This is a genomic window from Ruegeria sp. BHSC026 (assembly GCF_059613065.1).
Genome location: NZ_JBXWRV010000009.1, coordinates 56,289 through 75,850, shown reverse-complemented (window position 1 = coordinate 75,850; position 19,562 = coordinate 56,289). Strand labels below are relative to the sequence as shown.

Sequence of the window (19,562 nt, the reverse complement as noted above, 5' to 3'; positions counted from 1 at the left end):
TGGCGCTCCTTATCGTGCGTATGGGTCTTCAAGGGCGGGCAGCACCGTGCCGGTGCAGTCGCCGAAGCCGATCGTATAGCCGTCGCCCCGGGCGGCGCCTTTGAGGGTCAGTGTGTCGCCGTCCTCGATGAAGCTGCGGGTTTCTCCGGTCTCCAGCGTGATCGGCTCCTTGCCGCCCCAGCTAAGTTCCAGCAATGAGCCGCGGCTGTCCTTCGTCGGCCCCGAGATGGTGCCCGAGCCGAGCAGGTCGCCCACGTTCATCGGGCAGCCCGAAGTGGTGTGGTGCGCCAGTTGCTGCGCCGAGGAATAATACATTTCCTTGTAGTTGGTGCGGGCGATGGTGGTCGCCGGTTTGCCCGCGGGCGCCATCGTCACCTCCAGCTCGATGTCATAGAGCATCGGGCCACAATCCTTGAGGTGGTCCAGCAGTTCGACCTCACGCGCGGGTGTGTCGCAGCGGAAGGGGTCCAGCGCGGCCTTGGTCACGATCCAAGGCGAAATCGAGGTGGCGGTGGCCTTGGCCTGGAACGGGCCAAGCGGCTGGTATTCCCAGGCCTGGATGTCGCGCGCCGACCAGTCGTTCAGCAGGACATAGCCAAAGATGTGGTCGTCGGCCTCCTGCACGGTGATCGGGCCGTCGGACGGGGTGCCGACGATGGCCCCCATCTCCAGTTCGATGTCGAAACGGCGGCTGGGCAGGAAGGCGGGGCGATCGTGGTCGGGCGATTTCAACTGCCCCCAGGGGCGGCGGATATCGGTGCCCGAAACCACCACCGACGAGGCCCGGCCGTTGTAGCCGATGGGGATGTGCAGCCAGTTGGGCGGCAGCGCGTTTTCCGGGCCGCGGAACATGGTGCCGACGTTCATGGCGTGGTGCTTGCCCGCGTAGAAATCGGTGTATTCGCTGACGGCAAAGGGCATGTGCAGTTGGGCCTCGGCTTGCGGAACCAGCAGCGGTTCGACCTTGTCCTGTTCTTTCGATCCCTTCGCCAGCATGGCGGTCAGCCGCTCGCGCAGCGCGGCCCAGACGGCCGGCCCCTGTTCCATCAGCGGGTTCCAGAAGGGCAGATCGAACAGCGGCTCGTCGCCCAGCGTGATCAGCCCTTCGGCCTCGGCGGCGGACACGTCAAGGATCATGTCCCCGATGGCCACACCGCAGCGCGGCTCGGACCCTGCGGTCGAAAAGACGCCATAAGGCAGGTTGTTCAGCGGAAAAGGGTGGTTCGCGTCATTGGCCGAGGCCACCCAAGATTTCATCAAAGGCATTGCGTTTCCTTGTGCGGTGCGGTGGCCGTGGGGCCACCGGTGTCATTTCTTGCCGGGCGTACCGTCGAATTTCTTTTCCAGGTCCGTCCAGCAATCGATGTAGTCATCCTGCAGCGGCGCCTCGTTCGCGGCAAAGGCGGTCAGGTGCTGCGGAAAGCGGGTCTCGAACATGAAGGACATGGTGTTGTCCAACTTGTCCGGCCCCAGATTGGCGTTGGACGCCTTTTCAAAGGCTTCCTTGTCGGGGCCATGCGGGATCATCATATTGTGCAGGCTCATGCCGCCCGGCACGAAGCCCTGCGGCTTGGCGTCGTACTGGCCATAAATATTGCCCATCAGCTCGGACATGATGTTCTTGTGGTACCACGGCGGGCGGAACGTGTCCTCCATCACCATCCAGCGTTCGCGGAACAGGACGAAATCGATATTGGCCGTGCCCGGTACGCCCGAGGGCGCGGTCAGCACGGTAAAGATTGACGGATCGGGGTGGTCGAACAGGATGGCTCCGACCGGGCAATAGGTCCGCAGGTCGTATTTGTACGGCGCGTAGTTGCCGTGCCAGGCCACCACGTCCAGCGGGCTGTGGCCGATCTTGGTGGTGTGGAACTGGCCGCACCACTTGATCGTCACGGTCGAGGGCACTTCGCGATCTTCGAACGCGGCCACGGGCGCCTTGAAGTCGCGCGGGTTGGCCATGCAGTTTGCGCCGATCGGGCCGCGGCCCGGCAGCTCGAATTTCTGGCCGTAGTTCTCGCAGACGAAGCCGCGGCAGGGGCCTTCCAGCACCTCGACCCGGTACACCAGCCCGCGCGGGATGATGGCGATCTCCTTGGGTTCCAGGTCGATGATGCCCAGCTCGGTCGCAAAGCGCAGGCGGCCTTCCTGCGGCACCACCAGCAGCTCGGAATCGGCCGAGAAGAAATAGTCGTCCACCATCGATTCGGTGACCAGATAGATATGGCTGGCCATGCCGACCTGGGTGTTCACGTCCCCGGCGGTGGTCATGGTGCGCATGCCAGTCAGCCAGGTCAGTGGTTGGTCGGAATGGGGCACCGCGTCCCAGCGGTACTGGCCCAGGCTGATCACGTCCGGATCGACATTCGGGGCGCTTTTCCAATAGGGCAGGTCGATCTTTTCATAGCGGTGCGAATGCTTGACCGACGGCCGGATGCGATAGCACCAGGTGCGCTCGGGCGGGTTGGCGGTGAAGGCGGTGCCGCTGAGCTGTTCGCCGTAAAGGCCATAGTTGCATTTTTGCGGGCTGTTCATGCCCTGCGGTAGTGCGCCCGGCAGCGCCTCGGTTTCAAAGTCATTTCCAAAGCCGGGCATATAGCCTGCGTGGGTGCCAACGGGCGTGCTGGCTTGGGTCAGAGCGTGCGGGTCAGTCGGACGATTCATCTGGGTTCCTCCGTTTGCTGCTTGTCGGATAATAGTTGATTTTGTAACTAACAACCATGACACAGCCAGATTCCTCCGAAAAAGATGACTTCGACCTGCGAAATTTCCTGCCCTTCCTGCTCAACCAGGCGGCCGAGGAAAGCTCGTTGGATTTCCAGAAGGTCTACAAGAACCGCTATGGGATGCTGCGCACCGAATGGCGCGTGTTATTCCACCTGGGCAACTACGGAGAGATGACCGCCAAGCAGATCGGGGAACGTGCCAAGATGCACAAGACCAAGATCAGTCGCGCGGTGCATAAGCTGGAACAGCGCCGATACCTGCGGCGCACCCGCGACGAAAACGACCGCCGGATGGAGCGGCTGACCCTGACCCCCGCCGGTCTGGCGGTGTACCGCGAATTGCGCGACATCGCCCGCGACTATGACGCCCGGCTGGCGGGCATGTTCACCACGGGCGAGGCGGCGCTGTTGCGGATGATGCTGCGGCGGCTGGCCGGGATGGACTGACCTCTGGTATTCTGGCCCCATAACCCCCAAGTGGGGGGTCAGACCAGACGGAGCCCCAAGATGCCATCCACCGACCCCAAAGCCCGCGCCGATGACCTGATTGGATGGTTGCTGGACCGGGGGCTGGAAGGGGCCGAACAGTCGGAAATACTCGAAGGCTATTGCCTGCGGCTTGTGGATGCGGGCGTTCCCCTGATGCGGTTTCACGCCGCCCAGAGCGCCTATCACCCCATTTATGGCGGCACCGGTTTCAACTGGTACCGGGACGAAGGGGGCAGCGTCGAGAATTACGAGCACCGCGAGGAATTGCCCGATCAGTGGGTTTCAAGCCCGCTCTACGCGATGCTGCAGAGCGGGGCGAAGGAGCTGCGTGAAAGGTTGAAAGACCAGAACGAACCCAGCCGATTTCCGTTTCTGAACGAGTTGCATCAGAAAGGTGCCACCGATTACTTTGCATCCGGTCTGGTTCTGCAGAAGGTCGAGCCCGAAAACCGGATTGCCCTGGACCAGATGCCCGAGGGCGTTCTGATGTCCTGGACGACGGACCATGCCGAGGGGTTCGAGGAAATTCACCTGGATCTGATCCGATATGCCCTGCCGCATCTGGGGCTGGCCTTGAAATCGGCCTCGAACCGAAAAATGGCGCAGGATCTGCTGCGCGTCTATTTGGGGGGGGATGCGGGTCGGCGCGTGTTGTCGGGGGAAATCCGGCGCGGATCGTTGCAGCAGATCGACGCCGTGATCTGGAATTTCGACCTGGAGGGCTTTACCGGCCTCGCCGAACGCCTTCCCGGGTCGGACATCATCGCAATGCTGAACGACTATCTGGCCGTGGCGGTCGAGGTCGTTCAGGGCTGTGGCGGCAATATCCTGAAATTCATGGGCGACGGTCTGATGGCCATGTTCGACGTGGGCGAGATTGACGAGGACGCCCGCGCCGCGCTGGCCGCTGTGACTGTTCTGCAAGAGCGCATTGCGGTGCTCAACGCGGAACGGGCCGCCGCCGGCTTACCGATCGCCAATTTCACCCTTGCCCTGCATTCGGGCGAAATCCTGTATGGCAATATCGGCGCTGAAAGCCGGCTGGATTTCACCGTGATCGGACCAGCAGTGAACCAGGCTGCGCGCATCGCAGGCATGCACCGGTCGCTAGACCGGCGTATCTTGATCTCGGATGACGTTGCCCGCGCCGCTCAGCCCTGCGAACAGGAACTGATCTCGGTCGGGCGCTACATGCTGCGCGGCGTTCCCGAGCCCAAAGAGCTGTTCACGATCTACGCGCCGACGGCTTAGAAATCGATCTCGACCCCTGGCAGGTTCAGCTCGCGCATCATGTCGCGCAACTCCTGCCGGGCGGCGATATTCGAGATGTTGAGCTGTTTCACCCCGACATCCTTGAGGTCCAGCAGAGTCAGCCCGCGCGGGAACAGTTCGCGAAAGATCACACGCTCGGAAAAGCCCGAGGCAACGCGGAAGCCGATCCGTTTCGACAGCATCTCGATGGCGCGCTGCATCTTTTCCTTGTTGACCATGCGCTGGGTGCCCACGCGGTTGCGCACCACGACCCAGTCTATGGGCTTCAGCCCTGCCTGCGCCCGAAGTTGCCGGGCGTTCCACACCATCTCGGAATAGACCGAGGGGCCGAGGATCTTTTCGCCCTTCGAGTCGATCCGCGCCAGAAGGTCGAAATCAATGAAACTGTCGTTCAGCGGCGTGATCAGCGTGTCGGCCAGCGAATGGGCCACCTGGCTCAGCCTTGTGTGTGACCCGGGGCAGTCGATCAGGATAAAATCGCTGTCGCTTTCCAGCTCGGCCACGGCGGCGGACAGGCGGTGGTCATAGATATTCTCGCCGGGTTTGAGCTTGCTTGCGTCGATCTCGGGCAGGTCGTGGTGGCGCGGGCTGGGCAGGTCCAGATGCTCGTGGGCCATAAAATTGCGCCGGTTCTCGAAATACCGGCCCAGGCTGCGCTGCCGCAGATCCAGATCCAGCGTGCTGACCTTGTGTCCCAGCCGCGCCAGCGCGGTGGCAACATGCATGGAGACGGTCGATTTGCCTGCGCCGCCCTTTTCGTTCCCCACCACGATGATATGTGCCATGCCAGTGTTCCCCGGTTCCGTCGTGTTTGACTACACGTTGTTTGCAGCCACTATATGTTGTGTGTGCGCCAAAGGAAAGCGGTCGAATCGGCTTCCTGCGTCAAGATCAGGCACTGTCATTTGGAGGCGGACGCCTTGGACCACCGAAGACGACCCGACCACCCGCGCGTCAGAGAAAGGGACGGCCGATGATCCTGCACTGCGTTTTCTTCACCTTTCGCACCGACGCGCCGCAGCAGGCGCGTCGGGATGTGGTGCAACGGCTCTCGGATTTGTGCGCCGAGTTGGCCGGCGCGATTGGGTTCGACTATGGCCCCAACCGCGATTTTGAGGGAAAGTCGCAGGCCTGGCGCGACGGCTTCGTGATCCGGTTTGCCGATGCCGAGGCGCTGCGTGTCTATGCAGAACATCCGGTGCATCGGCAATTGGGCGGCCAACTGTGTGCATTGTGCGAGAATGGAGCCGAGGGGATCATCGTGTTCGATCTGGACGTGCCCGACAATTGAGCCACACAAACAAAAAAGGCCGTCCCGACGGGACGGCCTTGAAACGCGATAGCGTGGGATCAGAAGCCCAGACCTTCGTATTTCTTCTTGAATTTCGACACACGGCCGCCCGCGTCCATCAAGCGCGACGAACCGCCGGTCCAAGCCGGGTGCGAGGACGGGTCGATTTCCAGGGCCAGCTGGTCGCCCTCGGCGCCCCAGGTGGATTTCATCTGAACCACGGTGCCGTCGGTCATCTTAACGTCGATGATGTGGTAATCGGGGTGGATGTCTTTTTTCATGGGTCCGCTCCTTACGCTTCGGCCTCGGCGTCAGCCTTGGGCTTGTAGTTGGTGACCTCTGCGATCCGGGCCGATTTGCCGCGGCGCGAGCGCAGGTAGTACAGTTTGGCGCGGCGGACGCGGCCGCGGCGGACAACGGTGATGCTGTCGATGTTGGTCGAATACAGCGGGAACACGCGTTCCACGCCTTCGCCGAACGAAATCTTGCGGACGGTGAACGAACCGGCAATGCCATTGCCGTTCTTGCGCGCGATGCAGACGCCTTCGTAGTTCTGCACGCGGGTGCGCGAGCCTTCGGTCACCTTGTAGCCGACACGGATGGTGTCACCGGCTTTGAAATCGGGGATCTCTTTCCCCAAGGCGGCAATCTGTTCCGCCTCAAGCTGTGCGATCAGGTCCATCGCAGGTACTCCTATCTGCTCGTGGTTGGTCCACGAAGTTGGCACGGCCCGAGAGCTCTTGGTCTTCCCCGGGTCCCGCTTGCGCAGCCCGCCAGAGATCAGGTCGACTGTTCCTTCCGTGCGGTTTCGTGTGCAGCTTCCCCGATCCGAAGAAAGCCGGGTGCGATCCTGCGACACAAACCAAAACACCGGAGTCGCCGCAGGGCGCCACCGGATTGCGCTCGTTTAGGCAATTCGCGGAGGTAGATCAAGCCCGATTCACCGGGTTTAACTGGCGCAGCGGTGAAAATCCGCCGCCGTGGAACGCAAATGTTGCGATATTCGGGCACTCAGGCATGCTGGTGATAATCGGGCAACGTTATCTGAGGCAGGACGATAGGATGCGCAAAGTCATACTCGGTGTGGCCATCGGCCTGTTGCTGCTGTCTTGCGGACGCCGCACGCCCGCGCCGCAGGTGACCGACCTGCCGGCCGGGTACGACCGCTCGGCGCCGCAGGCCCTGTATCCAGCCTTTGCCGATGCCGACCCGCATGACTGGGACCGCCGCCGACCAGAGCATTATCCCGTTCACGGGCTGGACGTGTCGCGCTGGCAGGGCCAGATCGACTGGCGCCAAGCCAAGGCCGCGGGCATCAGCTTTGTCTTCATCAAGGCGACCGAGGGCGGCGACGTGGCCGACCCGATGTTCGAAAACCACAGCAGCGGCGCGGCGGCGGCGGGTGTGCCCTGGGGCGCCTATCACTACTACTATTTCTGTCGTCCGGCGGCCGAGCAGGCCCGATGGTTCATCCGCAACGTGCCGCGTGGGGCCGACCTGCCGCATGTGCTCGACATGGAGTGGACGCCGCATTCGAAAACCTGCACCTTGCGCCCCGACGGCAAGACCGTCCGGGCCGAGGCGCAGCGGTTCCTTGATATCCTCGAACGTCACTACGGCCGCCGGCCGATCGTCTACACCACGGTCGATTTCTACGCGGACACTAGCATTGGCCGACTGCCCAAGACCGAGTTTTGGCTGCGCTCGGTCGCGGGGCATCCGCGCAATGTCTATCCCCGGGCGGTCTGGCGGTTCTGGCAGTACACGGGCACCGGGCTTGTGCCGGGCGTGCAGGGGCGGGTGGACATCAACGCCTTCAACGGCTCGCCCGATCTGTGGACGCGGTGGAAGGCCGGCGGGCCCTAGTCCTCGCCCTGTTCCTTGCGATAGGAAGCCCAAAGATCGGGGCGGCGTTCGCGGGTGATCTGTTCCGACATCTGCTGCCGCCATTCGGCGATGCGGCCGTGATGGCCCGACATCAGGACCTCGGGGATCGGGCGGCCTTTCCATTCGGCCGGGCGGGTATATTGCGGGTGTTCCAGCAGCCCCGAGGCAAAGCTCTCCTCCTCGGCCGAGGCCTGGTTGCCCAGAACGCCGGGAAGCAGCCGGACGGTGGCGTCGATCAGCGCCTGCGCGGCGATCTCGCCGCCGGTCATCACGAAATCGCCCAGCGAGACCTCTTGGATGCCGTAGTGCTCCAGCACCCGTTCATCCACGCCTTCGAACCGGCCGCACAGCAGGGTCAGGCCGTCGCAGCGGGCGAAATTCTGCATCATGCGCTGGTCCATCCGGCGGCCGCGCGGGCTGAGATAGACCAACGGCCAGTTGCCCCGCACGCCGTCCATCGTGTGTTCGATCGCCGCGCCCAGCACGTCGGCGCGCAGCACCATGCCGGCGCCGCCGCCAGCGGGCGTGTCGTCGACATTGCGATGCTTGCCGATGCCGAACTGTCGCAAATCGACGGTTTCCAGCTGCCAAAGCCCGTCTTGCAGGGCCTTGCCGGTCAGGCTTTCGCCCAGAACACCGGGAAAGGCCGAGGGGAACAGCGTGATCACCTTGGCCTTCCACACGCCGTACAGGTCCGGCGTGGGCGTCAACAGCTCGCGCGGCTTCAGGGTGGGGCGGATGGCCTTGCGGCCGTGGGATTTGGCGGGTTTGTCCGTCATGGCTGAGGGGTCAGGCTGTTCCGGGCGTCTTCGACGATGCGGGCCTTCTGCCGGACCAGCGCCGCCTCGTCCAGCCCCGATCGGTTCAGATCCAGCATCGCCTTCAACGTGGCCTCGGGCAGGGCGGGGTTGGACCGGGTCGGCGTGATCAGCTGCGCGGCCTTTTCGCGCGGCAGGTTCAGGAATTCGGCGAAGGGCGTGCCGGGGCCAAACGGGCGTTCGCGCAGTTCTTCCAGCCATTCCGTCTGCACGCGGACCGAAGGCAGCCGGTCGCGGATCGCTTCGGCGGTCTGCTGGGGCGAGGGCAGGTCGGCCAGCTTGTCGCGGAAGGCGTCGAAATCCAGAACCAGCCGGGTGCGCTGAAGGTCGTGTGCCCACAGGCTGCGCAACCAGCTGCCGCGCTGGCGCAGCGACAGATAGACGGTGATGTCCAGCGGATCCCCCGCCAGCCGGTTGCGCACCATGTCCACGATGCAGGCCGCCAGTTCGGGCGCCGCGTCATAGCCCACCGCCGGATTGCGACTAGGCCGAAGCCCGGCGAAATTCTCCTCGCTCAGCACCAGCCCGCGCTTTTCGCCGAAATCCAGCGAGTCGAGAAGGGCATGAAACTGCGAACCGAACTCGGCCAGCGTGCCCACCGTGCCATAGAGCGAATGGCGGGTGGCCGCCTCGGACAACCCGCGCTTGCGGGTGACATAGGGCAGCACCAACGCGTGGTGTGGCCAGATGAGTTCGCGGTTTTCGAACAGAAACGACTGGGCCGCCGTGGTGCCCGTCTTGTGCAGGCCCAGATGCAGCAGGATGCGCCGCATCACAGCAGCCCTTCGGGCGGGTCGGCGACGATGCGGCCGGCCTCAAGGTCAACCGTGGGTACTGCCGCCTTTGTGAAGGGCAGCAGAACGGTGGTTTTCAGCCCCGGCCCGTGCAGTTCCAGCAGGTCGTCGGCGCCGTGGTTCTGCACTGACTTGACCTTGCCCAGCAGGGTGCCGCCGGTGTCATAGACCTCAAGCCCGATCAGGTCGGCGTGATAGAATTCGTCATCCGGCAGCGACGGCAACTGATCGCGCCGGGCAAAAAGGCGCAGCCCCTTCAGGGCGTCAGCCTGCTCCTTGGTCTCGACCCCGCCCAGGCGCGCGGCAAACCCGTTCTTGATTGCGCGCGTGATGATCAGCGGATAGCGCTCGGTGCCGGTCTCGTCGGTCAGGGGGGAGTAGTTCTCAATATCCTCGGGAACCGCGCAATAGCTTTTCAGGCGGACCTCGCCGCGTACGCCGAAGGACCCGGCGATGCTGCCGACACAGATCAGATCAGTCATTGGGCATTTCCGTCGTCACACAAGTTCCGTTCATCCACCGGCCGATTTCGGCGCAGACTTCGCGTTGATTGCTGCGTTCAAAGAACACGCCCACAATAAAGGCGATCAGCAACAGGATGGGAAGGCGTATCAATCCGAACATGGCATCCTACCGCACGTCCACCGGCAGGCTGCCGCGGCGGGCTTCCCAGCCCAGAGTTTCCAACTCGGGCGTGTCCGAGCTTTCCTCGGGCCAGCCCACGCAGAAATAGCCGATCAGCCGCCAGTCGTCGGGCACCGACAGGTCGCGGGCCAGCCGGTCGGGATCGAGGATCGAAACCCAGCCCAACCCCATCCCATGCGCGCGCAGCGCCAGCCAAAACAAAGTGACGGCCGAGACCACCGAATAGCGGCGCATTTCGGGCATGGTGCCCGCGCCCAGCCCCTGGCCCTTGTCGGTGGCGTCATCGCAGAACACCGCCAGCTGCACCGGAGCCTCTTGCATACCCGATAGCTTCAACTGGCTGTACAGATGCGCCCGGTCGCCGAAATAGCCCGCAAGCGCGGCGTCATTGGCGGCCTTGAAATTCTCCAGCGCCGCGGTACGGGCCGCGTCGCTTTCGACGCGGATCACGCGCCAGGGTTCGCTCAGACCCACCGAAGGGGCCAGCTGAAACGCGTCGAGGCAGCGCGTCAGCACTGCCTCGTCCACCGCGTCGGTGCGGAACCGGCGCACGTCGCGCCGGAGCCGCATCAACAGATCGAACTGCGTGCGGAATTCGTCGGTAAAGGCCTGATCCTGCACGCGCCCGCCTGTTTATTCTTCTGCAGCGGCTTCTTCTGCCGGAGCAGCGGCTTCGGCTGCCTTTGCGGCCTTTTCTTCGGCGCGCTCCTGGGCTTTCTTGCCCGGGGTGCCCTTCTTGGGGTTGTTGCGCTCGGTCTTCTCCTTGGCGCCGGCGGCTTCCAGCATGCGGGCGATCCGGTCGGTCGGTTGCGCGCCCTGGTCCAGCCAGTACTGGATGCGCTCCATGTTCATCTTCACGCGCTCTTCGCTGTCTTTCGGCAGCAGCGGGTTGTAGGTGCCCAGCTTCTCGATGAAGCGGCCGTCACGCGGCATGCGGCTGTCCGCTGCAACGATGCGGTAGAAGGGGCGCTTTTTCGAGCCGCCACGAGCCAGACGAATTTTCATTGCCATTGTGGTATCTCCTTTGGATGGCGTTGGCCGGATTGCTCCGGCTATTTCTGGTGTTTGCTGAACCTCGGGTTCACTTCTGGTGTTTGTTGAACCTCGGGTTCACTTCTGGTGTTTCTTGTGGTGTCGAATGACTTCCTGAATTATGAAATTCAGGAAAGCCTTGGCAAAATCGGGGTCCAGATCCGCCTCTTTCGCCAGTTCTTCAAGCCGTGCGATCTGCGCGGCCTCGCGCGAGGGATCGGACGGGGGAAGGTCGTGTTCGGCCTTGAGCTTGCCAACGGCCTGGGTGTGCTTGAACCGCTCGGCCAGCGTATAGACCAGGATCGCGTCCAGCCGGTCGATGCTTTCGCGGTGGTCTTTCAGCAAGGCCGCGGCCCGCGTCACGGGATTGTTCATTGGCCGGTCCTTTCGGTGTTCAGATCGGTCGTTGACGTGTCGAGTTTCGGGTGCCGCCAGATCTGTGCGGACTTGCCCAGCACTTCGCCCTCGCGCTCGTAGGTCGCGCCGAGGCGCTGTGCCAGAGCGCGCGAGCGGTTATTGGCTTGGGCGATATAGCTGATGACGCCGTTCAGTCCCTGATGGCGCGCCGCGTGGTCGCGGGCGGCCTGCGCGGCCTCAAAGCCCAGCCCCTTGCCCTCGGCCTGTTCCATCAGGGTCCAGCCCAGCTCGGGTTCGTCCCAGCCGGGTACATAGATCATGCCGGTCCAGCCCACGAAAGCGCCGCTGGACTTTTCGGTCAGGTGCCACAGGCCATAGCCACGCAGCGCCCAGTGGCCCAGACGGTTCGCCAGCACGCTCCAGCAGTCTGCCGCATCCCTTGGCCCGCCCACCATGCGGCTGCGCTCGGTCTCGTAGAAGGCGGTCATGGCCGGCAGGTCGTCCAGATGCGGCGCCCGCAGGATCAGGCGCTCGGTCTCAAGGGTCGGGATGGCGAAGGTCGTCATGCGTAGGCCTCCATCCCGCCATCGCCGTCGCCGGGCAGGTGGCGATAGACCAGAACCGGCTCGCCGAACCCGGCCTCGGCCTGCAGGTCGCGCTGGGCGCCCAGACGCTCGGCCACGCGGGCCGAGGCCGCGTTGTCGAGGTCTACATAGCTGACCAGTGACGGCAGGGCCTGCGGACCCAGTGCAAAGTCGCGGGCGGCTTCGGCCGCTTCGGTTGCGATGCCACGCCCTTTGGCGGCTTCGGTCAGCAAATAGCCCAACACGTGCTCGCGGTCGCCGAATTCCATGCCGATCGACACGAAGCCCAGCACCTGACCGCCTGCACGGTCCTCGATGGCCCACATTCCCGCGCCACGCAGCAGCCAGCCCGCGACGTATTGCGAGAAATCCAGCCAGGCCGCCTGCCGGTCAAACGGGCCGTCCATGTGTTCGGCGCGGTTCGACGTCAGGATGTCGGCATAGGTGTCGAAATCCCCGATCCGCGGCGCGCGCAGCACAAGCCGCGCGGTCTCCAGCTGCGGCAAGTCCGCCGCCAGCCGCGCCGACAGGGCGGCAGCGGGGCCGGAGGCCGGAGCCTCCCAGGGATATGCGACGGGCGCGGTCACTTACTTCTTCTTTCCGAATCCGCTCAGGCCGGGGGGCAGGGCCATGCCGCCGCCCATGCCGGGCATGCCGCCGGGCACCTTGCCGCCCATCGCCTTGGCCGCGGCTTCCAGCGCCTTGGGGTCCATGCCGGCGGCCATTTCCTCGGGGCTGGGCCCGCCTTTGCCGAACATGCCCTTCATGGCCTGTTTCAGCATCTTGCCTTTGCCCATCTTGCCCATCTTCTTCATCATGTCCGACATCTGTCGGTGCATCTTGAGCAGCTTGTTGACGTCGCTGACCTCCATGCCCGAACCAGCCGCGATGCGTTTCTTGCGGCTGGCCTGCAGCAGCGCGGGGTTGGCGCGTTCCTTCTTGGTCATCGACTGGATCATGGCGATCTGCTGGCGCAGGATCCGGTCGTCCAACCCGGCCTGATCCATCTGCTTGGCCATCTTGCCCATGCCCGGCATCATGCCCATCATGCCTTGCATGCCGCCCATCTGGATCATCTGTTCCAGCTGCATCTTCAGGTCGTTCATGTTGAACTGACCCTTCATCATGCGCTTCATCATGCGCTCGGTCTGCTCGAGCTCCATGGTCTCCTGGGCTTTTTCGACCAGGGCCACGATGTCGCCCATGCCCAGGATCCGGCCCGCGATGCGGTCGGGCTCGAAGGTTTCCAGCGCATCCATCTTCTCGCCCAGACCGACGAAGCGGATGGGCTTGCCGGTCACTGCGCGCATCGACAGCGCCGCGCCGCCGCGGCCGTCACCGTCCATCCGGGTCAGGACCACGCCCGTGATGCCGACCTTGGCGTCGAACTCCTCGGCGACCTCTACGGCGACCTGACCGGTCAGACCGTCGACCACCAGCAGGGTCTCGCGCGGGTCGACCACGTTGCGGACCTGCTCGACCTCGTCCATCAGGACTTCGTCGATATGCAGACGGCCCGCGGTATCCAGCATGTAGACGTCATAGCCGCCCAGCGTGGCCTGCTGTTTGGCGCGCTTGGCGATATCCACCGGCTTCTGCCCCGGCACGATCGGCAGGGTGTCCACCCCGATCTGGGTGCCCAGCACCGCCAGCTGGTCCATCGCCGCCGGGCGGTAGACGTCCAGCGAGGCCATCAGGACCTTCTTGCCCTCTTTCTCTTTCAGGCGCTTCGCCAGCTTACCGGTGGTGGTGGTTTTACCCGAGCCCTGCAGGCCGACCATCAGGATCGGGGCGGGCGGGTTGTCGATTTTCAGCTTGCCGGGGTCTTCCTCGCCGCGCAGGGTATCGACCAGCGCATCATGCACAATCTTGACGACCTGCTGGCCCGGCGTAATCGACTTGGTCACCGCCTGGCCGGTCGCCTGTTCCTGCACCCTCTTGACGAACGCACGCGCCACCGGCAGCGACACGTCGGCCTCGAGCAGCGCCACGCGAACCTCGCGCAGGGCGGTCTTGACGTCTTCCTCGGACAGGGCGCCCTGTTTGGTCAGCCGGTCAAAGACGCCAGAGAGGCGTTCGGATAGATTTTCAAACATGCCTTCGGCCTCCTTCGCCGGTTGTCGGTTGGCGCCCCATAGATAGGGGCGGACGAGTCAATGCACAAACGCCCCCACGGGCGAAACTCGCTGGTGGGGGGCGATCCCTGAACGACTCAAGGGACCGGAAGAACAGACGCTTCCGGATGTTGCGTTGGCGTTTAGGCCCATTGGCTGCCTGAGTCAACCATCCGCGCTTGCCGGGTTGCATCGTCTTGCCCCGTCGGCCATGACTGGCGCGATATTCGGGAGAAGACCATGGACGCCTCATCCGCCTTTCAGGACACATTGCCACTCAGTTCCGATGCACTGCTGGCGCAGTTGGACGATTGGGGGCTGCCCTATCGCCTGCACAGCCACGTCCCGCTACGGACGGTCGAAGAGTCGAAGGCGGTCGAGGACCAGTTCATGGTGCCGGGTGAAAACGCGTTGCGGCTCAAGAACATGTATCTGCGCGACAAGAAAAAGCGGAACTACCTGGTGACGCTGGAACAGAGCCGCGAGATCGACCTCAAGGCGCTGGGCGCCGAACTGGGGGTGGGCAACCTGTCCTTCGGGTCGGCGGATCGGCTGATGCAGAACCTTGGCATCCGTCCCGGCGCGGTCAGCCCGCTGGCGATGATCAACGGTGTGGGCAACGGTGTACGGTTCTTCATGGACGACGCGGCGCGGCGCGCGGACGTGATCTATATGCATCCATTGGTCAACGACCGGACGGTGGCCATGGCGCGCGACGACCTGATGGCCTTCTTCGACCGTATCGGGTGCGAGGTCACCTGGCTGCCCTGAAAGGCGCGCCCGTCCGAGCGCGCCTCACGGAGAGTGGAATACCGGGCGCCACCGGCGGCGCCCGGTTGCATCATGCGGCCAGTTCGGCGACGGCTTTCTGCGCGTTGCTCAGCGCGGCTTCCGGGTCCAGGGCCATGCGGTCGGCGGCCACCACATCCACGTCGTGGATGCCGATGAAGCCCAGAACATGGCGGGCGTATCCGGTTGCAAAGTCGATCTCGGACCCCACGGCGGTTCCGCCCGAAGCGATGGCGAGGATGGCGCGCTTGCCCTCCAGCAGGCCCTTGGGGCCGTTCTCGGTATATGAAAACGTCAGCCCCGCGCGGGCGACCAGGTCGATCCAGGCCTTGAAGGCGGCGGGGACCGAGAAATTGTAGATCGGCAGCCCGATCACCACCGTGTCGGCCTGCTGCAGTTCCTTGACCAACTCGTCCGACAGGGCCAGCAGGTCGCGCTGGGTGGCGTCGCGTTGATCGGCGGGGGTGAAGTTTGCGGTGATCCAGTCCTCGGTCAGCAAGGGCAGGGGGGTGGCCAGGTCGCGGCGGATGATGCGGTTGGCGCCCAGGTGCTGGACGATGCGGGCCGACAGGTCGCGGGTGGCCGAGCCGGTGCGGCGGGCCGAGGCGTCGATGTGCAGGATGGTCTTTGTCATGGTGTGTGTCCTTCTCAGGCTTCGGATTTTGCGTCTGAACCCAATATGAGTATTGCGTGAGCGAACGAAACTGGGATAATTCAACAGGCATTGTTGGAAATTGCACAGAATTGGTTTTGTCATGGACAATTGGGACGAGGTCCGCACCGCCTATCAGGTTGCGCGTATGGGCACGGTCAGCGGCGCGGCCGAGGTTCTGGGGGTGCACCACGCCACGGTGATCCGCCATATCGACGCGATCGAGGCCCGGCTGAAGGTCAAGCTGTTCCAACGCCACGCGCGCGGCTACACCCCGACCGAGGCGGGCGAGGATCTGCTGCGTGTGGCCCAGGCCACCGAGGATCAGTTCAACCAGCTGGTCGGGCGGCTGAAGGGGCGCGGAGACGATGTCTCGGGCGAGCTGGTGGTGACTTCGCTCGCCTCGCTGGCGCCGCTGGTGGTGCCCACGCTGACCGCGTTCCAGCAGGACCATCCCGACCTGATCGTGCGCTATCTGACCGGCGACCGCCTGTTCCGCCTGGAATATGGCGAGGCGCATGTGGCCATCCGTGCCGGTGCGGCCCCCGACCAGCCGGACAATGTTGTGCAGCCCTTCATGACGCAAGAGGTGGGGCTGTATGCCAGTCAGGACTACATCGCGCGGCACGGCCTGCCTGCGGGCGTCGAGGATTTCCCCAACCACGCCTTCGTCGGGGCGGATGACGAGAACAGCCGCGCGCCCTTTTCGCGCTGGCTGCGCGCCAATGTCCCGGCCGAGGCGATCACCTTCCGCTGCTCCAACAACTTCACCGTGGCCGAGGCGGTACTGGCCGGGGCGGGGATCGGCTTCATGGCCCGCTGGGAGGCCGCCCGCCATCCGCAGTTGCAGGAGGTGATGGAGCCGCTGCCGGAATGGGCCGGAAATCTGTGGCTGGTGACCCATGTGGATCTGCACCGCACCAACAAGGTGCAGACCTTCTTGAAATTCCTCAAGGAGCAGGCCAAGGACTGGCTGCCATGAGCCCGCAGGCGCGTGGCCATCTGGCCATGCTGGTGTTCTCGGCGCTGGTGGCGGGCAGTTTCTCGCTAGGCTCGATGATTGCCAACGAGATCGCGCCGGCGGCGCTGAACGCCGCGCGGTTCGCGATTGCCGGCGTGGTGATCGGCATCGCGGCGCTGATGACGACCGGCCTGCCGCGCAGCGCGGCGCGCGCGCCTTGGCGGTATCTGGTGCTGGGCGGGCTGTTCTCGGCCTATTTCGTGCTGATGTTCTACGGGCTGAAAACCGCGCCGCCGGTCAGCGCGGCGGCGGTGTTCACCCTGACGCCGATCCTGTCGGCGGTGGCGGGTTGGGTGTTGCTGCGTCAGATCACCACCCCGCACATGGCCCTGGCGTTGAGCGTGGGCGCGGTTGGCGCGCTGTGGGTGGTGTTCCGCGCCGATTGGCTGGCCTTTCGCGCCTTCGAGATCGGGCAGGGCGAGATCATCTATTTCTGGGGCTGCGTGGCCCATGCGATCTATACGCCCATGGTGCGCAAGCTGAACCGGGGCGAGCCGCCGGTCGTGTTCACTTTCGGCACGTTGTTGGCCGGGTGCGCGGTGCTGACGGTGTTCGGCTGGTCCGACATCCGCGCGACCGACTGGGCCAACCTGCCGGCGATCGTCTGGATCGGCCTGCTCTATGTCGCCATCTGCGCCAGCGCGGCCACCTTCGTTCTGTTGCAATATGCAACGCTGCTGCTGCCATCGGCCAAGGTCATGGCCTATACCTACCTGACGCCAAGCTGGGTGATCATCTGGCAGATCGCGCTGGGCCAGCCGGCGCCGGACCTTTTGGTGCTGGTGGGAATCGGGCTGACGATCCTGGCCCTTGTGCTGCTGCTGAAGGGCGACGATCTGCGACGCGCCGACCGGCAGCCCGTGGCGCGCTGACGCCTACCTGTTGAGGCAGATCAAGGGGCAGACCGCGCGGCTCGGCTAGGCTGATACAAGGTCAAGGAGGTGTCCCATGTTCAAGCACATCATGTTTCCCGTCGATCTGCACTTGCCGCCCGAAGTGCGCAAAGCCGCCGAGGTTGCGGCCCAAGTCGCCCGATGGCAGGGGGCCCGGATCACCATCGTCAGTGTCACCAGCAACCAGCCCGGTGACCCGACCCAGACCGAAAGCGCGATCCACGATCATCTGTCCGATCTGGCGGACGAGCTGTCCCAAGCCAGCGGCGGCGGGGTCGATTTCCGCAATATCCATTCGGTGGACGTGGCGGCCGAGGTCGATGGCGATCTGGCCCGCACCGCCGAAGAGATCGGCGCCGACCTGATCGTAATCGGCACCCATGCGCCGCGGATCACCGATTTCATCCTGTCCAGCCATGCCGGATACCTGGCCAAACATGCCAGCATGTCGGTCTTCGTGGTGCGCTAGGCCTCGTCACCCGCGGACAACTGGTTTTCCAGGAACCGCTCGAACGCGTCCAGATTGACCGGTTCGAACTGCCCGAACCCTTGCATCCAGACCGAGGCCGCGCGCAGGGAGTCGGGTTCCAGCTTGCACCATTTCACCCGGCCGCGCTTCTCCTGGCTGATCAGCCCGGCCCGGGTCAGAATCGTCAGGTGTTTCGAGATCGCCGCCAGCGACATCTCGAACGGCTCGGCCACGTCGGTGACGGCCATGTCATCCTCGAGCAGCATCGCCAGAATTGCGCGCCGCGTGGGGTCGGCCAGGGCCGCAAAGACGGTATCGAGGTCATCGGACATGACCCCGCTGAACCACAGCGGGAAAGTTTGGTCAACCATTTGGTTGAATATGCGGATTCAGGGCTTTTGGGGCTGACGCGGACCCGATGCTCGGACGGTGAGACTGGCAGATGCGAGAAAAGTTATGAAAAAACAAAGTCTTGAGCTGCGGCGATTGGGTCCATCAAGGCCGTTGACTCTGCGCCGCGTGCCGCTTAGCAACTGCGCCAAGACTGTGCGAGGAAACCGCCCGTGACCGATGACGACCCAAAGCAGCGCCTGACGCAGCTTGAGGCGCGGATCGAAGCGGCGAAAAAGGCCAAGCAACCGCAGGCCCGCGCAGACGCCGACATATCCGGGGGCGAACTGGCCTGGCGGATGGTCATCGAGATGGTATCCGGTCTGGGGATCGGATTTGGCATCGGGTACGGGCTGGACAGCCTGTTCGGGACGATCCCGATCTTCCTGGTGCTGTTTACATTGCTGGGTCTCGTCGCCGGGGTGAAGGTCATGCTCCGCAGCGCACAGGAGGCCCAAGAGAAACAAGCGGCCGCGACAAGGGCCGAGAAGGACGAGAGGGACTGAACGTGGCAAGCGAGACCACCGCAGCACACGGCGCCGCAGGCGCAGAACACGCAGCAGAAGGCAGCAGCCTGGTGTTCCATCCCATGGACCAGTTCATCGTCAAGCCGCTGTTCGGCGGCGACACGATCGCTTGGTACACGCCCACCAACGTGACCCTGTGGCTGTTCTTCGCGGTTCTGGCCATCATCGGTCTGCTGGTGCTGAGCACTTCGAAGCGCGCCATCGTCCCGACCCGCATGCAGTCGATCGCCGAACTGGCTTATGGCTTCATCTACAAGATGCTGGAAGACATCTGCGGTAAGGAAGGCGTCAAGTTCTTCCCCTATGTCATGACCCTGTTCATGTTCATCGTCACCGCGAACTTCCTGGGCCTGCTGCCCATGTCGTTCACAACCACCTCGCATTTCGCTGTGACCGTGGTGCTCGCGCTGGCGGTGTTCCTGACCGTGACCGTGCTGGGCTTTGTCAAGAACGGCGCCGGGTTCCTCAGCCTGTTCTGGGTGTCGAGCGCACCGCTGGCCCTCCGCCCAATCCTGGCGATCATCGAACTGATCTCGTATTTCGTGCGTCCGGTCAGCCACTCGATCCGTCTTGCGGGCAACGTCATGGCGGGCCACGCCGTGATCAAGGTTTTCGCCGGTTTCGCCGCGATTGCCGCGATCTCGCCTGTGTCGGTTCTGGCGATCACCGCGATGTATGGCCTCGAGGTCCTGGTGGCCTTCATCCAGGCCTACGTATTCACCATTCTGACCTGTGTTTACCTGAAGGACGCTCTGCATCCGCATCACTGATCGGGGCGTGACCCCGGCACAGGAACGATAACCCAAAATCGA

General features: G+C 64.0%; 27 protein-coding genes. 10 read left to right on the top strand and 17 right to left on the bottom strand.

The window, feature by feature from the left end:
* Positions 1–9 precede the first annotated feature (9 nt).
* Together fahA and hmgA are read right to left on the bottom strand one after the other, a co-directional pair.
* The gene (gene fahA, locus AC2FME_RS12640) at positions 10–1,266 is read right to left on the bottom strand and encodes a fumarylacetoacetase (RefSeq protein WP_496800594.1); all 1,257 of its coding nucleotides are present in this window, start codon (positions 1,264–1,266) and stop codon (positions 10–12) included.
* A 42-nt stretch (positions 1,267–1,308) separates the two neighbouring features.
* Positions 1,309–2,664 (bottom strand): homogentisate 1,2-dioxygenase, encoded by a 1,356-nt coding sequence (hmgA, locus tag AC2FME_RS12635; protein WP_149776335.1) that lies wholly within the window; start codon positions 2,662–2,664, stop codon positions 1,309–1,311.
* Between the two features lie 56 nt (positions 2,665–2,720).
* On the opposite strand from hmgA, the gene AC2FME_RS12630 reads away from it, so the two are divergent.
* Together AC2FME_RS12630 and AC2FME_RS12625 are read left to right on the top strand one after the other, a co-directional pair.
* A complete protein-coding gene (locus AC2FME_RS12630; protein WP_496711197.1) occupies positions 2,721–3,173 on the top strand; it encodes a MarR family winged helix-turn-helix transcriptional regulator in 453 nt (150 codons plus the stop codon).
* 60 nt (positions 3,174–3,233) lie between these two features.
* Complete coding sequence (locus AC2FME_RS12625; RefSeq protein WP_496688736.1) at positions 3,234–4,466, top strand: adenylate/guanylate cyclase domain-containing protein; 1,233 nt, start codon at positions 3,234–3,236, stop codon at positions 4,464–4,466.
* On the opposite strand, the gene AC2FME_RS12620 is transcribed toward AC2FME_RS12625, so the two are convergent.
* Positions 4,463–5,272, bottom strand: coding sequence for a division plane positioning ATPase MipZ (locus AC2FME_RS12620; protein WP_496800593.1), 810 nt, complete (start codon positions 5,270–5,272; stop codon positions 4,463–4,465). The genes AC2FME_RS12625 and AC2FME_RS12620 overlap by 4 nt on opposite strands.
* A gap of 188 nt (positions 5,273–5,460) precedes the next feature.
* Here AC2FME_RS12620 and AC2FME_RS12615 point away from each other — a divergent pair, with 188 nt between their 5' ends.
* Positions 5,461–5,778, top strand: coding sequence for a Dabb family protein (locus AC2FME_RS12615; protein ID WP_496800592.1), 318 nt, complete (start codon positions 5,461–5,463; stop codon positions 5,776–5,778).
* A 59-nt stretch (positions 5,779–5,837) separates the two neighbouring features.
* On the opposite strand, the gene rpmE is transcribed toward AC2FME_RS12615, so the two are convergent.
* Positions 5,838–6,059: a 50S ribosomal protein L31 gene (gene rpmE, locus AC2FME_RS12610; protein WP_496679373.1), complete on the bottom strand. Its 222-nt coding sequence runs from the start codon at positions 6,057–6,059 to the stop codon at positions 5,838–5,840.
* A gap of 11 nt (positions 6,060–6,070) precedes the next feature.
* The gene (rplS, locus tag AC2FME_RS12605; RefSeq protein ID WP_496679371.1) at positions 6,071–6,460 is read right to left on the bottom strand and encodes a 50S ribosomal protein L19; all 390 of its coding nucleotides are present in this window, start codon (positions 6,458–6,460) and stop codon (positions 6,071–6,073) included.
* Positions 6,461–6,840: 380 nt separating this feature from the next.
* Here rplS and AC2FME_RS12600 point away from each other — a divergent pair, with 380 nt between their 5' ends.
* Complete coding sequence (locus tag AC2FME_RS12600) at positions 6,841–7,644, top strand: glycoside hydrolase family 25 protein (protein WP_496711199.1); 804 nt, start codon at positions 6,841–6,843, stop codon at positions 7,642–7,644.
* On the opposite strand, the gene trmD is transcribed toward AC2FME_RS12600, so the two are convergent.
* From trmD to ffh, 10 genes are all read right to left on the bottom strand, one after another.
* On the bottom strand, positions 7,641–8,444 hold the full coding sequence (gene trmD, locus AC2FME_RS12595; protein WP_496800591.1) for a tRNA (guanosine(37)-N1)-methyltransferase TrmD: 804 nt from the start codon (positions 8,442–8,444) through the stop codon (positions 7,641–7,643). The genes AC2FME_RS12600 and trmD overlap by 4 nt on opposite strands.
* Entirely contained in the window at positions 8,441–9,256 is an 816-nt protein-coding gene (locus AC2FME_RS12590; RefSeq protein WP_496711201.1) for a hypothetical protein, read from the bottom strand. The genes trmD and AC2FME_RS12590 overlap by 4 nt, the downstream gene beginning before the upstream one ends.
* Positions 9,256–9,759 carry a ribosome maturation factor RimM gene (gene rimM, locus AC2FME_RS12585; protein ID WP_496679364.1) on the bottom strand — a complete coding sequence of 168 codons (504 nt, stop codon included), beginning with the start codon at positions 9,757–9,759 and terminating at the stop codon, positions 9,256–9,258. Before rimM ends, AC2FME_RS12590 begins: the two co-directional genes overlap by 1 nt.
* Positions 9,752–9,901, bottom strand: a complete 150-nt coding sequence (locus AC2FME_RS12580) for a hypothetical protein (protein WP_496679363.1) — start codon at positions 9,899–9,901, stop codon at positions 9,752–9,754. The genes rimM and AC2FME_RS12580 overlap by 8 nt, the downstream gene beginning before the upstream one ends.
* A 6-nt stretch (positions 9,902–9,907) precedes the next feature.
* Positions 9,908–10,543 carry a 5,6-dimethylbenzimidazole synthase gene (gene bluB, locus AC2FME_RS12575; RefSeq protein ID WP_496711202.1) on the bottom strand — a complete coding sequence of 212 codons (636 nt, stop codon included), beginning with the start codon at positions 10,541–10,543 and terminating at the stop codon, positions 9,908–9,910.
* Between the two features lie 12 nt (positions 10,544–10,555).
* Positions 10,556–10,933 (bottom strand): 30S ribosomal protein S16, encoded by a 378-nt coding sequence (gene rpsP, locus AC2FME_RS12570; RefSeq protein ID WP_496679359.1) that lies wholly within the window; start codon positions 10,931–10,933, stop codon positions 10,556–10,558.
* 99 nt (positions 10,934–11,032) lie between these two features.
* Positions 11,033–11,329 carry a chorismate mutase gene (locus tag AC2FME_RS12565; RefSeq protein ID WP_496800590.1) on the bottom strand — a complete coding sequence of 99 codons (297 nt, stop codon included), beginning with the start codon at positions 11,327–11,329 and terminating at the stop codon, positions 11,033–11,035.
* Positions 11,326–11,877, bottom strand: a complete 552-nt coding sequence (locus AC2FME_RS12560; RefSeq protein WP_496800589.1) for a GNAT family N-acetyltransferase — start codon at positions 11,875–11,877, stop codon at positions 11,326–11,328. The genes AC2FME_RS12565 and AC2FME_RS12560 overlap by 4 nt, the downstream gene beginning before the upstream one ends.
* A complete protein-coding gene (locus AC2FME_RS12555) occupies positions 11,874–12,482 on the bottom strand; it encodes a GNAT family N-acetyltransferase (protein ID WP_496800588.1) in 609 nt (202 codons plus the stop codon). Before AC2FME_RS12555 ends, AC2FME_RS12560 begins: the two co-directional genes overlap by 4 nt.
* The gene (ffh, locus tag AC2FME_RS12550) at positions 12,483–13,991 is read right to left on the bottom strand and encodes a signal recognition particle protein (protein ID WP_496800587.1); all 1,509 of its coding nucleotides are present in this window, start codon (positions 13,989–13,991) and stop codon (positions 12,483–12,485) included. It lies immediately after the preceding gene.
* Positions 13,992–14,249: 258 nt separating this feature from the next.
* Between ffh and AC2FME_RS12545 the strand changes: the two genes are divergently transcribed.
* On the top strand, positions 14,250–14,780 hold the full coding sequence (locus tag AC2FME_RS12545) for a prolyl-tRNA synthetase associated domain-containing protein (RefSeq protein WP_496800586.1): 531 nt from the start codon (positions 14,250–14,252) through the stop codon (positions 14,778–14,780).
* 70 nt (positions 14,781–14,850) lie between these two features.
* Here the strand turns inward: AC2FME_RS12545 and AC2FME_RS12540 are convergent, their stop codons facing one another.
* Complete coding sequence (locus AC2FME_RS12540; protein ID WP_496688756.1) at positions 14,851–15,432, bottom strand: FMN-dependent NADH-azoreductase; 582 nt, start codon at positions 15,430–15,432, stop codon at positions 14,851–14,853.
* Positions 15,433–15,553: 121 nt separating this feature from the next.
* Here AC2FME_RS12540 and AC2FME_RS12535 point away from each other — a divergent pair, with 121 nt between their 5' ends.
* From AC2FME_RS12535 to AC2FME_RS12525, 3 genes are all read left to right on the top strand, one after another.
* Complete coding sequence (locus tag AC2FME_RS12535) at positions 15,554–16,432, top strand: LysR family transcriptional regulator (RefSeq protein ID WP_496800585.1); 879 nt, start codon at positions 15,554–15,556, stop codon at positions 16,430–16,432.
* The gene (locus AC2FME_RS12530) at positions 16,429–17,343 is read left to right on the top strand and encodes a DMT family transporter (RefSeq protein WP_496688758.1); all 915 of its coding nucleotides are present in this window, start codon (positions 16,429–16,431) and stop codon (positions 17,341–17,343) included. Before AC2FME_RS12535 ends, AC2FME_RS12530 begins: the two co-directional genes overlap by 4 nt.
* Before the next feature lie 76 nt (positions 17,344–17,419).
* On the top strand, positions 17,420–17,833 hold the full coding sequence (locus AC2FME_RS12525; RefSeq protein ID WP_496688760.1) for a universal stress protein: 414 nt from the start codon (positions 17,420–17,422) through the stop codon (positions 17,831–17,833).
* Here AC2FME_RS12525 and AC2FME_RS12520 read toward each other — a convergent pair.
* A complete protein-coding gene (locus tag AC2FME_RS12520) occupies positions 17,830–18,165 on the bottom strand; it encodes an ArsR/SmtB family transcription factor (protein ID WP_496679344.1) in 336 nt (111 codons plus the stop codon). The genes AC2FME_RS12525 and AC2FME_RS12520 overlap by 4 nt on opposite strands.
* 231 nt (positions 18,166–18,396) lie before the next feature.
* Between AC2FME_RS12520 and AC2FME_RS12515 the strand changes: the two genes are divergently transcribed.
* Both AC2FME_RS12515 and AC2FME_RS12510 read left to right on the top strand, forming a co-directional pair.
* Positions 18,397–18,729, top strand: coding sequence for an AtpZ/AtpI family protein (locus tag AC2FME_RS12515; protein WP_490359927.1), 333 nt, complete (start codon positions 18,397–18,399; stop codon positions 18,727–18,729).
* A 2-nt stretch (positions 18,730–18,731) separates the two neighbouring features.
* Positions 18,732–19,520, top strand: coding sequence for a F0F1 ATP synthase subunit A (locus tag AC2FME_RS12510; RefSeq protein ID WP_496679342.1), 789 nt, complete (start codon positions 18,732–18,734; stop codon positions 19,518–19,520).
* The last annotated feature ends 42 nt before the right edge of the window (positions 19,521–19,562 follow it).

Bases quoted from the DNA above. Each gene is read 5' to 3' on its own strand.
- fahA (WP_496800594.1), bottom strand. From the start codon at position 1,266: ATGCCTTTGATGAAATCTTGGGTGGCCTCGGCCAATGACGCGAACCAC.
- ffh (WP_496800587.1), bottom strand. From the start codon at position 13,991: ATGTTTGAAAATCTATCCGAACGCCTCTCTGGCGTCTTTGACCGGCTG.
- AC2FME_RS12530 (WP_496688758.1), top strand. From the start codon at position 16,429: ATGAGCCCGCAGGCGCGTGGCCATCTGGCCATGCTGGTGTTCTCGGCG.
- rpsP (WP_496679359.1), bottom strand. From the start codon at position 10,933: ATGGCAATGAAAATTCGTCTGGCTCGTGGCGGCTCGAAAAAGCGCCCC.
- AC2FME_RS12545 (WP_496800586.1), top strand. From the start codon at position 14,250: ATGGACGCCTCATCCGCCTTTCAGGACACATTGCCACTCAGTTCCGAT.
- rimM (WP_496679364.1), bottom strand. From the start codon at position 9,759: ATGACTGATCTGATCTGTGTCGGCAGCATCGCCGGGTCCTTCGGCGTA.
- AC2FME_RS12535 (WP_496800585.1), top strand. From the start codon at position 15,554: ATGGACAATTGGGACGAGGTCCGCACCGCCTATCAGGTTGCGCGTATG.
- AC2FME_RS12560 (WP_496800589.1), bottom strand. From the start codon at position 11,877: ATGACGACCTTCGCCATCCCGACCCTTGAGACCGAGCGCCTGATCCTG.
- AC2FME_RS12565 (WP_496800590.1), bottom strand. From the start codon at position 11,329: ATGAACAATCCCGTGACGCGGGCCGCGGCCTTGCTGAAAGACCACCGC.
- AC2FME_RS12540 (WP_496688756.1), bottom strand. From the start codon at position 15,432: ATGACAAAGACCATCCTGCACATCGACGCCTCGGCCCGCCGCACCGGC.
- AC2FME_RS12615 (WP_496800592.1), top strand. From the start codon at position 5,461: ATGATCCTGCACTGCGTTTTCTTCACCTTTCGCACCGACGCGCCGCAG.
- AC2FME_RS12625 (WP_496688736.1), top strand. From the start codon at position 3,234: ATGCCATCCACCGACCCCAAAGCCCGCGCCGATGACCTGATTGGATGG.
- hmgA (WP_149776335.1), bottom strand. From the start codon at position 2,664: ATGAATCGTCCGACTGACCCGCACGCTCTGACCCAAGCCAGCACGCCC.
- AC2FME_RS12630 (WP_496711197.1), top strand. From the start codon at position 2,721: ATGACACAGCCAGATTCCTCCGAAAAAGATGACTTCGACCTGCGAAAT.
- rpmE (WP_496679373.1), bottom strand. From the start codon at position 6,059: ATGAAAAAAGACATCCACCCCGATTACCACATCATCGACGTTAAGATG.
- trmD (WP_496800591.1), bottom strand. From the start codon at position 8,444: ATGACGGACAAACCCGCCAAATCCCACGGCCGCAAGGCCATCCGCCCC.
- AC2FME_RS12620 (WP_496800593.1), bottom strand. From the start codon at position 5,272: ATGGCACATATCATCGTGGTGGGGAACGAAAAGGGCGGCGCAGGCAAA.
- AC2FME_RS12580 (WP_496679363.1), bottom strand. From the start codon at position 9,901: ATGTTCGGATTGATACGCCTTCCCATCCTGTTGCTGATCGCCTTTATT.
- AC2FME_RS12525 (WP_496688760.1), top strand. From the start codon at position 17,420: ATGTTCAAGCACATCATGTTTCCCGTCGATCTGCACTTGCCGCCCGAA.
- AC2FME_RS12590 (WP_496711201.1), bottom strand. From the start codon at position 9,256: ATGCGGCGCATCCTGCTGCATCTGGGCCTGCACAAGACGGGCACCACG.
- rplS (WP_496679371.1), bottom strand. From the start codon at position 6,460: ATGGACCTGATCGCACAGCTTGAGGCGGAACAGATTGCCGCCTTGGGG.
- AC2FME_RS12520 (WP_496679344.1), bottom strand. From the start codon at position 18,165: ATGTCCGATGACCTCGATACCGTCTTTGCGGCCCTGGCCGACCCCACG.
- AC2FME_RS12600 (WP_496711199.1), top strand. From the start codon at position 6,841: ATGCGCAAAGTCATACTCGGTGTGGCCATCGGCCTGTTGCTGCTGTCT.